This is a genomic window from Pannonibacter sp. SL95 (assembly GCF_026672425.1).
Lineage (GTDB): Bacteria > Pseudomonadota > Alphaproteobacteria > Rhizobiales > Stappiaceae > Pannonibacter.
Genome location: NZ_JAPPRC010000005.1, coordinates 272801 through 285609, shown reverse-complemented (window position 1 = coordinate 285609; position 12809 = coordinate 272801). Strand labels below are relative to the sequence as shown.

The window sequence follows — 12809 nt, the reverse complement described above, 5'->3', positions numbered from 1 at the left end:
CACCCGCTCAGAAGCCGGACACCGCCTCCTGGAGATGACGGGGCTTGGTGGTTCCCACCAGGGCGAGGCTGACGCCGGGTGTTGCGGCGGCCTCGACCATGCGTGCGCTCACCCGCGCGCCGTCGAGCATGGCCTTATTGATGGCATTGGGGCCTCCGAGAACCTCCCGTGCAACAATGGCCACGCCCTGGGCCGCCGCGCTGGCCAGGATCTCGTCATAATCGGAAAGGCCCGGATGCAGTGGGATCTGCAGCGCCTCGACGCGCGCATCGGCCAGCGCCGCACGGGCCGCTTCTACATCATCAACGGAGACGCCGATGACACGGATCTTGCCGGCGCGCTTCAGATCGGCGAGCGTGTCGAGTGCTTCTCCCTTGCGGATGGTTTCGGCGCCGGGACTGTGCAACATCAGCACGTCGACGGCCTCACGCTCGAGACGGCGCAGGCTGGCCTCGACTGACTGGCGCAGATGCGATGGCTCCCAGGAGCTCGGCAATCCCTTCGATCTGCTCTGCCGTACCCCCTCACGCAAAGACTTGCTGCCGCCGACGGCGCTTTTGATCAGGGACTTGAACGGAAGCAGCAGGCGCTTGCTTAGCGGCAGGTATTTGCCAACCTTGGTGCAGACAAGAATGTTGGTGCGCCCCTTGACTGCGCCCCCCACGAGGCGCTCGCTTTCGCCTTGCGCATACACATTCGAAGTATCGAGAAAGGTGATGCCGGCCTCCAGCGCCGTCCTGAGCACTGTCTCGGCTTCTGTTGCTGACGCCCCCAGAACGGAGCCCAGTCGGCTGCAGCCCAGGCCAACCGGCGAAACGGTTAGTCCGGAACGGCCGAATTTACGATCCGACTTCATGGGTTTGTCCTTCCTGAACGGTTTGGAGGCGGGCGCCGAGAGAAAAGAAATCGAGCACTTGGGCCACATGCCTGTCCCAGGAGAGGTTTTTGAGGCACCAGTGGCGACCGGTGGTAGACAAGCGTTCCAGCACGTCCGGGTCCGTCAGAAGCACACGCAAGGCATCGGCAATATCAGAAGTGTTATTGCCGTCGACCACGAGGCCCCGCTCGCCATGCGCGACGAAATCCTTTGGGCCTCCATCCTTGCCGACCACGGCCGCGGCCCCGAAGGAGATCGAGTCCGCGATTGCGAGTCCGAAGCCCTCCAGATCGCGCCCGGTCTCGGATGCGGTCTGCGGATGCAGAAAGATATCGGTGGACCGGTAGAGATCGGGAATGTCGGCTTCGTCGACATAGCCGACCATGGTCACGTGATCACCCAGATCAAGGTCCTGGATCAGACCTTCGATCTTCTGCTTCAGTGGACCTGTTCCTGCGATAGTGTAGTGAAAGTTTGTAATTGCTTCATCTCTCAGAAGTGCAAGAGCGGCAAGGCAGCCTTCGAAATTCTTTCGAACCGCAAGCCGAGCAAAGGAGACGATGCGGATCCTGTTGCGATCAACGGGTTTGCGGACGTGAGCCGTCGCCTCTTTGAGATAGGACAAGCCGTTGAAGTTGACCTGCCATCTCCCTTTCGGCTGTGCGCCGAAGAGGGCGCTTCGTGCCGCCTCCATACTCACATGGGACACGGTGATGACGAGATCGGAGGTAACAAGGGCACTGATCATAGGCCGCTTGAGAATGGCAGGATAATTCAGCACTTCCTGCCCATGCACCGTCAGAACGAATGGCTTCCGGTTTCGGAAAGGCAGGATGGCCAAAGCCGCCCGCCAGGTCGTTGCATGCAGGAGGTCAAACTTTTGCGTCAACCGCACCCAGGCGGAGGCGACAAGCATCTTGAGAAAGACCACCGGCTGCGGACCCATGCCCACATTCAGAACGCGGATGGGGCCTTCAGGGTAGTCGCGCTCATGCCAGCCGACGCGGCCGTTAAACGCCGTCAGAACGACAGGGATGACGCCGGCCCGCTTGTAGGCGCGCGCAATGAACTCGCTGTAGCTTTCGACCCCGCCGACCACCGGGGGAAAGGCTTTCGCGTTGATGAGGACCTTGATTGGCATGTTGTTCTCTCAATCTGACGTGGCGCAGGACAGCGCAGAAAATCGATGTCGTTAATGAAGGGCAGGCAGCTTTTGGGATCCGAATGCAGCGTCACGGCGTTCGCTTGATCGGATCTGGTGAGCCTTCTTTTTGCGGTAGAGGTGGACGAGAAATGACACCGCGAAACCGGCGCCGATAATTCCAAATATTCGAGCGCCATACGCAAAGTACCAGTAGTTCAGGGAGAAAAATACTGCGCAATACTGAGCTGAGAGCGCAACAATCCAAGCGCCAGCGCTTTTTATAGCCTTGTAATATGTATACTCAGCGACAAGGCCCCAGAAATAGCAGGCGATAGCTGTTCCGAACAGGCCGAAATCAAGGATGAGCACACGGAAGATCGTCATGGCGTTTGACGTCTGCCCGTTTCCGATGTCCACGGCGATCAGTCGGCTGTCGAAACCTTCACCGCTCACAAGCCCAAGTGGGCCGAGCAGACCGCGCAACAGGTTCGTGCCTAACCCCATCTGGTAGTCCTGAGCATAGGTTTCGTACCAGACCGAAAGCGCGGGAACGTATCCTGCAAACCAAGGCCGCATATGATCGAGGGTCTTGCCAACGCGTTCGAAATCGGCGTCCCCGAGACGGGCGCTTTGCGCAACGACGATCCAGACGAGAAAGAACGTCACCAATCCTACGGCGGACAGGAGGTTTCGAGGGCGGGTCAGAATGCGTGTCTTTTGAGTAACAACACAGGCGGCAACAAAGGAAAACGAAAACATCAGAAGCGGAACAAGCAAAAGCGAACGAACATTGGATGCCGCACTGAAAAGGAAGGAGACGATGAGAAGCAAGATCGCATTCGCGACGGGGTAGCGGTTCTTCCTCGATAACAGTGTGATGGGAATAAGCGCTGCTGAAAACACTAGGATCATTGTAACTAGCTTGAAAGAGCCTGGAAAATTAAGTTCGTTGTCTTGATAGAGTGCCGCCTGATTTTCCTTCATGATCGAGAACATCCGATCACCGCTGCTCAGCAATCCAAGCAGGGAAACCGATGAGAAAGAGCGCATTCCCAGATCAATCAACGGAAGACACGAAAGCAAAAGAAGCAGGATCAACAGTCCCACTTTCCGCTCGGCAAGGACGTCGGCAATTTCAGTCTGTGGCTTTCTGACTGCCAAAGATCTTGAAGGCGTGAGAGACTTGAACGTGCAGGCGCCAAGGCTGAACATTATGATCGAAGCAAAAACAAAACCAGTTATCTCAGTGCTATAATAATAACTCCATCCGAGCAGCGCGTTGACGGTGAACGCAATAGACCAAGTAGCCAGCCAGAGACGCAGAGGCGAAAAAATATGAGGTCCACGCAACGACATATACGTGGAGAATATCAATAATGCTGCCATCATCGCGTTCATGCGTTTGATCTCGTAGATTTCTGTGATCAACAATTGCGCTCTATTAAGAGCTGTCATTCTCTTGCGTTTGCTATTTGAATCTCCAAGGGATGATCAGCACACATCTTACCCGATTAAGATAAAAAATCTGAAAAGCATACATCAACCAGAATGCAGCGGCCTGTGCGCTGGCGATGCCTAAAAGACCGAAGGGCGAAAGCAGAACTGCAAGCAGGGTTTCGCCGAGGGCGGTCGCGATCAGGCCGAAAAGGACGACCTTGCCATACCCGGTAAGCTTGAGAACTTCATCGACCGGCCCTCCGATGGTCTCTCCGAGCGCTCCGAGCAGAAGCACAAGCAGCACCGGCCACACCGCTGCGTAGCCAGGCTCGAACAGCATTGCGATGGCCCACTGACCGAGAAGCCATGTGCCGAACATGGCGCAGACGGTCGAGGCGGAGGCAAACAGCGCGATCTTGCGACCTGTCCTTTCAATTGCCGGCCAGTCATTGGCCGCGGCCGCAGCGACGATCGCGGGCCTCACCGAAAACCGCAATGCAGCCACCACGGCAGCCACCGCAACAAGCAGACGCCCGGCTGTGCCGATCACGGCCGCCTGCGCCTCTCCCAGATAAAGCGTCGTGACCCAAACCGGGATCCAGAACAGGGCACTTTGCAGAAATCGTGAAACGGCAATGAACCCACCGATCTCGAAGGCGGCTCGCAGCTCTGCCTTTTCGTCGCTCTGCGGCAGTTGTCGCGTGAGCCGCCACAATGCGCCAAGCGCTAGGGCGAGGGAGAGGGTTGCGGCAAGGAGGCTGAGGCTCAGCAGTCGGTCGAGTTGCGGGTCCTGCGCCAGAAGCAGGTAGGGGATCGACGTGAGCAGATAAAAGATGTTTGTCGAGCTATAGAAGAAAAAGGATCCAAGCCCGGAGTGGCGCAGGGCGACGAGACACTGCGCAACGACAAAGACAAGACCGTAGAGCAGGCACCAAGTCGCGGTCAGTCCGGCAAGAACCGGGGCCGCGCCAAAGATCACGCTGACGGCGGCGCCAAGGCCAAAAAGAAGGACACCGCTCAGGCCGCCCACGAGGAGCGTGCGCCAGAGCGCCGACCTGATCAGACCCAAATTGCCATCCGCGATCTGGTCGCCGATGGTCTTCACCAGACCGTCCGGCAGGCCGAGGCCAGTGATGCAGAACAGGGTGGCGACGAGGCCGAAGGCCACGAAGTATTGCCCTGCCATCTCCTGCGGCAGAGCGTGGGTGACGAGTAGCACCAGGAGAAACTGGATGGCCAGTGCGCCGTAACGCGAGGCTATTGCGGCAACATATTGCATGCGTCGTTCCGGTTCCTCTGAGACGCGATGCGGGACCTTTGCGTCCGTCCTGCGGCTCGCCTTTTCCAGATCGTGTCAGGCCTTCACCGAGATTTCGCCGGGTTCCAGACGGCAAATGTCTGGCCGCGCAGGGCTCGGAAGACACCCAGCAGGGTGGCATAGAGAGCAATTACGATTTCCATGATCGAGGCGAGCGGGCCTTTCTCTGCCCGCAGTCCCAGGAGGACCAGAGCGAGCGTCACTCCGAGGCCCAAGGCCAGGAGAATAGGCGAGATAAGCGCGGCGGTAAGTGCTGCAGACAGCGCTCCGATCGTCAGGAAAGCGGCACCGAACCAGCGCACCATCTTGCGGGAGCCATACTTGAACTTGTCGAGCAGCGCCATCTGGCGCAGCTGTGGCGATAGAAAGAGATGGGTGTGGAAGGCACGGGCTGCGATCCGTACTTTTCGGGCGAATTCCTCGCCACGCTTGGCAACCAGGCCCTCATAGGCAATCACATCTTCTGCCTTGATCAGCCGATGGCCGGAGAAGACGGCTGCCATCGAAACGGTCAGGTCGTCGAGCACCGTGTCGGGAAAGCTCGGGTAGAGCTTGCGGCGCAGGGAGAAGATCGAGCCATCTGCACCCATGACATTTCCGGTGCGAGATTCTTCCTTCTTGAGATATTCCTCGAGCCGCCAGTAAAGCGAACCCACCGCTGCCGTGGCCGAACTGTCTTCGCCCTTGTAGTGGAGCGAGCCACACACACCGCCAACCTGCGGGTCAGCATAATAAGCCATCAGCCGGTCGATCGCATCTTCCTTGAGAGTCACGTTCGCATCGGTGAAAATCATGACCTCACCCTGCGCCCTGGCAGCCAACAACTTCATACCATGGGCCTTGCCGTTGCGCCCTCCGCCCCGGACGACCGTGAGGAGTTCGGGATGCGCGGCTAGCTGTTCAAACGTGCTGTCGGCCGAACCGTCATCGAAGGCAAGGACTTCGAGATCAGGATGCCGTGCCTTGAGCAATGCGACGTTGGCGATCTTGTCAGGCATTGCCTTTGCCTCGTTGAAGGCACAAAAGACAAGCGTGGCTGATACTTTATTGCCTTCGCGAGCGGCGACAGGACGCGTCTTTAATGACCGCAGGAGCAATGGGTAGATCAGGTAGGGATAGATGACGAGGATCGCGCAAACCAATGTAATGGACAGTGAAATTCCCAGCGCGAGCGACATGATGCGGACCTCCCGGCGAACACGACTTGAGAAACTCAAGCTTTCTCGATGTATGCCACTGATGAAAAAAATATTTGTAAGTCAGCGGCGCATCCTGTGAGTTTGTCGGATGCGCCGAAAATGGTCTCAGATGAACGCGCCGTCTGATCCAGTTGACCATCGCTCGAAGGCTGAGGGAAGGCGCCCAGGTGCTGACTTGCCTTCCGCCTCCAGCCAGTTCGGGACGATGTCCGTCGAGCGAACGAGTTTCATGACCCTGTCGGGGTGGATCCCAAGCCCGAGCATCGAAAAGGGGCGTAGCGCCTTGGCAGCGCCCAAAACCACCCAGAGAGGGATCATGAAGGTCCGGACCTTGGGAAAATGCTGAGACCTGAAGGTATCGACGATCTGTTCCAGGGTATAGCGATCAGAGTAGCACCCGTTGAAAAGCACGTAAGGCCGACCGAGGTCCTTGGCATATAGAAGTGAATCGACGAGGTCGTCGACATAGAAGCAAGCCTTGATGGTGTCCTTGCGTCCCGGATAGACGAAAAGCCCCTTCTTCATCAGTTTGGCGAGCCGGGTGAAGTTGCCTCCTTCGCCGGGGCCGAAGATCACGGCTGGGCGGCAAATGACGAGGCGCCGGTCTTCATGCTCTTGCAGCCAGTCGCGATGAATGCCCTCGGCGAGCCATTTAGACCAGCCATAGGCCGATTCGGGGGCAGGAACAGAACTCTCGCTTTTTGTTTCCTCGCCCGGGCCATAGACAGAAATCGAACTGGTGAAGACGATCTCGCGCACGCCTTTGCGCCGGGCAAATGCGGTGATCTGAGAGGCACCGGCTACGTTTGTTTCGTAGTACTCGTGTGTCGGATGCCCGGGCGTCGTATGGACAGCTGCCAGATTGTAGATTGTCGCGACGGGTCCAGAGACGTCGAATGCACTGAGATCGCGTACATCGCCATCGATGTAAGTGACGTTGTTGATCCGGGTCTTCGGCGCACGTCGGTCAACGCTGACAATTTTGTCGGCGCCCCGTGCCTGAAGCGTCCGGATAAGGTGGCTGCCAATGAAACCGCTGCCTCCGAAAACGACAATGGTCCCGGAAGCAGATGTCGTGGTGACTTGAGTGGCGCATGTCTGCATCATGCCACCCGTCCCACGCTCGCATAGGCAAACCCGTGCCGGGTCACGTCGGCGGCCTTGTAGACATTGCGCAGGTCGACGAGGACCGGGGCGGTCATCACGGTCTTGAGGCGCGGGAAGTCAAGGGCGCGGAAGGCATCCCATTCAGTGACGATGACGAGGGCGTCCGCGCCGGTGGCGCAGTCATAGGCGTCCTTGGTGTAGGTCACGTTGTCGAGCAGGCCCTTGGCCGCCTCCATGCCCTCTGGGTCGTAGCCGCGCACGGTGGCGCCGCCATCCTGCAGCGCCTGGATGATCGACAGCGAGGGGGCCTCGCGCATGTCGTCGGTGTTCGGCTTGAAGGTGAGGCCGAGAATGGCGATCGTCTTGCCGCGCAGGTCACCGCCAACGGCCGCCACCACCTTGCGCGCCATGGCGCGCTTGCGCTGGTCGTTGATCGCCACTGTCGTCTCGATCAGGCGCACGGGGCTGTCATGGTCCTGCGCGGTCTTGACGAGGGCCAGCGTGTCCTTCGGGAAGCACGAGCCGCCATAGCCGGGGCCGGCATGCAGGAACTTCGAGCCGATGCGGCCGTCAAGGCCGATGCCGCGCGCCACGTCCTGCACATCGGCGCCGACGCGTTCGCACAGGTCCGCCATCTCGTTGATGAAGGTGATCTTCATGGCGAGGAAGGCGTTGCCGGCATATTTGATCAGCTCCGACGTGCGCCGGGCGGTGAACAGCAGGGGGGCCTGGTTGAGATAGAGCGGGCGGTAGACCTCGGTCATCGGCTCGCGGGCGCGCTCGTCCTCGATGCCGATGACGATGCGGTCCGGACGCTTGAAATCGCCGATCGCCGCGCCCTCGCGCAGGAATTCCGGGTTGGAGACGACGACCACATCGGCATCCGGGTTGGTGTCGCGGATGATGCGCTCAACCTCGTCGCCGGTGCCGACCGGCACGGTCGACTTGGTGACAACGACAGTGAAGCCCTTCACGGCCGCCGCGATCTCGCGGGCGCAGCCATAGACATAGGACAGATCCGCATGGCCATCGCCGCGCCGCGACGGCGTGCCAACGGCGATGAACACCACGTCGGCCTCGCCCACGGGGCCGGAAAGATCTGTGGTAAAGGCGAGGCGCCCGGCCTTGACGTTGGTGGCGACCAGCTGGTCGAGGCCCGGCTCGAAGATCGGGATCTCGCCGCGCTTCAGCGCCTCGATCTTGTCGACGGCCTTGTCGACGCAGGTCACTTCATGGCCGAAATCGGCAAGGCAGGCGCCAGAAACCAGGCCCACATAACCGGAGCCGATCATCGCAATCTTCATGTCAAAATCCCGACCAAGCGAATAGAACTGTACAATAGCAATCGGTGTGTCAGGGACGATATCCTGCTACCAGCAGCCGGTACCAACCAATCTGCTGGCGCGACGGGGTGCCCTGTCAACATTCCGGATGATCTGCGCGCTTGTTTGCAGCGCAGCAGGCCACATGACTTGTTGTTACCCGAGTTTAGTGTCGGTTTCAATTCGCCGTTGCCGCCGGGAGAGGCTTGTGCCGCTTAACGTTTCATCAAGGTTAAGCCATGGGCAGCGCCACCAGGCCGGTGATGGTGTGCCGGGGCTTGTCCGGCCCATCGCAGGACGGGCCGGACCTCAGCCTTTTCAGCGCGTTTCTGCGCTCAGCTGGCCGCGAATTTCAACAGGCGGATGGCGTTGAAATCGGCAATGCCGCCGCCGACCCGCATGGTGGCATAGAAGGTGATGTAGGGCTTGGCCGAATAGGGATCGCGCAGGATCTGGATGCCCTGGCGGTCAATGATCAGATAGGCCCGCTGGAAATCGGCAAAGGCGATTGCGGTGCTGCCCGGGCTGATTCCCGGCATGTCGTCGCATTCGACCAGCGGAAAGCCCATCAGCGTCTCTTCCAGCTTGTTGGACATCCGGGTCTGGTAGAGGTAGTCGCCGCTCTCCGTCTTCAGCCGCCGCACGGCGCTCAGCGTCATGCGGTTCATCAGGAAGGTGCCGTTCTTGCGATAGACGGCCGGTAGCGAATGCACCAGATCCATCAGGCAATCGATTGGGGCATCCGGCTGGAAGCCACCATTCGCCCCGGTTACAAGCGTGCCCACTTCGCCAAAGCCCGCCGTTGCCGGGTTGACTTGTGGGTAGGACAAAATTCCTTTCGGCTGTGATGTGCCATTGCCCGTGATGAAGGCGGTCGCCTCCTGGGCGCAAAAGGCCGAATAGAGCTCCACGGCCAGCCAGGCCTCGATGTCGATGACGCCGTCATCAAGAAGCTGCTTGGTTGCGACAGGGCAGGCATAAAGTTCATGCGTCGGGAAGTTCAGTTCAGCGATCTGCGGGCTGGATGTGGTCGGCCGGACCTGGGTTTCCGCCACCCAGCCCGCGCCTGCGCCGCTGATCACGAAGGGGCGCTTGTAGAGCCCCGTCGAAATGGTCAACTGGCTGGCCAAGGCACGGATTGGCGTGTCCTTGCGCAGCCGCGCAAACAGCGCCTTTTCCATGTCCGGATGGACGAGATAGCCACCATCGGCTTCCGATCCGACGGACATGCCGCGTGTCTCCAGCGCATGGAAGCCATCTGTGCGGCCGCGGCGGACGTAATTGTCGATCGCACTTTTCAGCTCGATCTTGTCCGGGTCCTCGTAAGGCTCGCCGCCGTGCAGGTGCATGCGCCGAACGGTCAAGGCCAGATCGTCCATGCGCCGTTCAACGCGCTTCAACTTGTCTTCGGTGAGAACATCGGGGCCGCGCAGGGATTTCAGCTCCAGAAGCTGCTGGTCATTTGCCTGCTTGAACTCCTCGAAGCTGCGCCGGTGCTCGTCCAGCACCCGGGCCAGGCCTTCCACCTGCGGGTCGGGTCGGGCCTCAGCAAAGGCAGGCTGCATATAGGCCTTGGTTTCCAGAAAGGGCATGCCCGGCCTGCGATAGGGCGCGTGGAAGTCGTCCGCATCGGCACGGATTTCCAGTCCGCCGACGGGGGCGCCATATTCAAGAAGGCCATCCTGTGGCGTGTTCGGTTCACTCATTCATGACACTCCTGTTGCCGTTCCCGGAAAACGGGAACAGCAAGAGTGTCTCACAGCGTGGCTGCCCGGGGATAAGTTTGCAGTCAGGGATTGTGGTTGACGCGTTGCGCAGGTTTTGCGCGCTGAGGAATGCGCCGCTGAACTGCTGAACCTGTCCGAACGTCGGGATACATCCGGCAAGCGGGCTTTGGGTCGAGATCAGGCAGTGATCAGCCGGGGTTGGCTGGCCAATTGCTTGAAAGCCTTGGGCTCTCCGGTCCCGGGTCTTCGCTGCGCTGCGCCCGGGATGACGTCCGGGTGAGGGCGCGCATGCGGGATCGGGCAAGCGGTCAAGTCCCCGCTCTGGCACTCGATCATGCACCCGGTCCGGCAGATCACGCCTGCCGGACCGGGTGGAAGGATCGTCAGGCGCCGGTGGCGACGCGGACGGCGATCAGGCGGGCGGCATCGCCCGTCAGCGGGCCCTGGCGGCACCGCTCGCCGGATGGGCCGGCCTCGCAGAGGGTCGTCACGGCGCGGATTGTGTCGCGGGTCAGAAGGCCGTTGAGCGCGCCCTTGTAGAGCCCGCGTGTCTTCAGCTCGTCCTGCACCAGATAGACAAAGGCATTGGCATTGGACCAGCGCAGGGTGGTCAGCAGGGTGATGCGGGTGGCCTGCGGCGCGGCCTTGAAGGCCTCAGCGAGACGCTCAAGATCGCCACGCGACGTGGCACCGGTGCCGAGGATCAACAGCTCTTCCTGGGTTCGCTGCGCCGGGGTCAGAAGCCCGCCATAGGTGGCAAGGGTTGCCTGTGCCTTCGCTGGATTGGCAGAGAGCGCCTTGCCGGAACCGCTGCGGTAAAGCGCGATCAGGCGCCGGGCCGCATCGCCATTGCCGGACTTGGCGGCAGCCTCGAGTTTGGCAAGCGCGCCGCGCACATCGGCGCGTTGGCCGGTGCCGCGCAGCATCCAGTCGGCCATCAGTACGCTGGCCCCGGAAAGGCCCCGGGCTTCCGCATCCCGGGCATAGCCGAGGGCCAGTTTCTGGCTGGAGCTGCGGCCGAAGTCGCCGTTCATGTGCCCGCGGGCCAGATCCAGCAGCGCCGACGCATTGCCAGCGGCCACGGCCTTCTCGAAGTAGGCGAGGGATTTCTGCGGATCCTTGCCGATCGCCCCGCCGCCGCGATAGGCATTGCCAAGCCGGGTCAGGGCGGATGCGTTGCCGGTTGCCGCGGCCTCCTCAAGCAGCTTGAGGCCTTGACGGACATCGGGTGCAACCAGTTCACCGCGCAGGAGAACATCCGACAGGGTCAGTTTCGCAGAGACATCGCCGCCATCCGCTGCCGCGCGAAGCAGGCTCAGCCCCTTGTCCACATCCTGGGCCTCGCCAAGGCCCCAGAGTGCCGCTTCCGCCAGACGCAAGCCGGCGCTGGTCGATCCGGCCGCCTGTGCCTGCGCGAAGTAGCTCACCGCACGCGCGGCATCGACCGGAACGCCAATGCCATCCCGGTAAATCTCGCCGAGCCGCGTATAGGCCCCGCTGTTTCCAGCCTCAGCCGATTTCGTGAGATAATCGATGGCCTTGGTGCCGTCGACGGCAATTGGCCCGCCACGGGTGTAGACGTCACCGAGCGTGTAGAGGGCACCCCGGTCACCGGTCTCGGCAACTTCGGTCAGAAGGGCGAGACCCTGGTCCGGACTGGCGTCAGTGCCCTGGCCGCTGATCAGCGCGCGGGCGACGTTGATCTTGCTTCCTGTGTGGCCAGCCTCAGCGGCGGCCTGGAAATAGGTGAAAGCCTTGGCCGCATCCTTGGCGACGCCGATGCCATCGCGGTGGATCTCGCCGAGACGAACATTGCCGGCGATATTACCGGCCTCTGCGGCCTTGGTCAGAAACTCGGTTGCCTTGGCACCATCAACAGGAACCGCACCGCCACGGGTGTAGACATCACCGAGCGTGTAGAGCGCACCCCGGTCACCGGTCTCGGCAACTTCGGTCAGAAGGGCGAGACCCTGATCCGGATTGGCGTCAGTGCCCTGACCGGCGATCAGGGCCCGGGCATAGGCGATCTTGCCGCCGGTGTTGCCGGCCTCGGCAGCGGCCAGGAAATAGGCGAAAGCCTTGGCTGCATCCTTGGCGACGCCAATACCATCGCGGTAAATCTCGCCGAGGCGGACATTGCTCCAGGCGTTGCCGGCCTCTGCCGCTCGCGTGAGCAGGTCGATGGCCTTGGTAGGATCCTGCGTGACGGTGTTGCCGCGCGAGTAAAAGTCACCCAGCACATGCAGGGCGTCCTTGTCGCCCGCCGCCGCGCGTGCCTCGATCTGGGCAAGGGCGGACTTGACCTCGTCAGTAGATGTCCCCTCCTGCACCACCTTGCGCAGGTCGCTCACGGAAGCCGGCTTCTGGGTGTCCTCGGCGCGCACGAATGTGCCAGCACCCATGACCAGCGGAACGGACAGCGCCACCGTGCACAAAAGGCCCGACAGTCGAAGCGAGAGCTTAAGTGGTTGTTGAAGCATAACAAACCTCCAATATCGAGGAAAAGAAAAATCAGGAAAAGGTCACACGGAACTGCTGATCTCAGTTTAGGTCTGGTTCCGTCTCAGTCAATCAGTTTTTTACTTGTAACAATACAGCTGGATAACATGATTTTTCTTATATAAAGCGGTAGTATACGTGGATATAGAGTATTGAATTTGGCAAAATTGTGAAAAATT

9 protein-coding genes are annotated in these 12809 nt (G+C 60.4%); all 9 read right to left on the bottom strand.

Translation table 11 applies throughout. The features are described 5' to 3' along the window. Window positions 1–7 precede the first annotated feature (7 nt). Window positions 8–856, bottom strand: a complete 849-nt coding sequence (locus OVA12_RS16310) for an aldo/keto reductase (RefSeq protein WP_268139169.1) — start codon at window positions 854–856, stop codon at window positions 8–10. After that, on the bottom strand, window positions 840–2018 hold the full coding sequence (locus OVA12_RS16305) for a glycosyltransferase family 4 protein (RefSeq protein ID WP_268139167.1): 1179 nt from the start codon (window positions 2016–2018) through the stop codon (window positions 840–842). The genes OVA12_RS16310 and OVA12_RS16305 overlap by 17 nt, the downstream gene beginning before the upstream one ends. Window positions 2019–2069: 51 nt before the next feature. Then, window positions 2070–3419, bottom strand: a complete 1350-nt coding sequence (locus tag OVA12_RS16300; RefSeq protein ID WP_268139165.1) for an O-antigen polymerase — start codon at window positions 3417–3419, stop codon at window positions 2070–2072. Between the two features lie 70 nt (window positions 3420–3489). Beyond that, on the bottom strand, window positions 3490–4737 hold the full coding sequence (locus tag OVA12_RS16295) for a lipopolysaccharide biosynthesis protein (RefSeq protein WP_268139163.1): 1248 nt from the start codon (window positions 4735–4737) through the stop codon (window positions 3490–3492). 83 nt (window positions 4738–4820) lie between these two features. Continuing rightward, the gene (locus tag OVA12_RS16290) at window positions 4821–5954 is read right to left on the bottom strand and encodes a glycosyltransferase (protein WP_268139161.1); all 1134 of its coding nucleotides are present in this window, start codon (window positions 5952–5954) and stop codon (window positions 4821–4823) included. 126 nt (window positions 5955–6080) lie between these two features. Further along, the gene (locus OVA12_RS16285; RefSeq protein WP_268139159.1) at window positions 6081–7082 is read right to left on the bottom strand and encodes an NAD-dependent epimerase/dehydratase family protein; all 1002 of its coding nucleotides are present in this window, start codon (window positions 7080–7082) and stop codon (window positions 6081–6083) included. Continuing rightward, window positions 7079–8386: a UDP-glucose dehydrogenase family protein gene (locus OVA12_RS16280; protein ID WP_268139157.1), complete on the bottom strand. Its 1308-nt coding sequence runs from the start codon at window positions 8384–8386 to the stop codon at window positions 7079–7081. The genes OVA12_RS16285 and OVA12_RS16280 overlap by 4 nt, the downstream gene beginning before the upstream one ends. A gap of 353 nt (window positions 8387–8739) precedes the next feature. Next, complete coding sequence (locus tag OVA12_RS16275; protein ID WP_268139155.1) at window positions 8740–10110, bottom strand: phage major capsid protein; 1371 nt, start codon at window positions 10108–10110, stop codon at window positions 8740–8742. A gap of 404 nt (window positions 10111–10514) precedes the next feature. Then, window positions 10515–12611, bottom strand: coding sequence for a tetratricopeptide repeat protein (locus tag OVA12_RS16270; RefSeq protein ID WP_268139153.1), 2097 nt, complete (start codon window positions 12609–12611; stop codon window positions 10515–10517). Window positions 12612–12809: the final 198 nt, after the last annotated feature.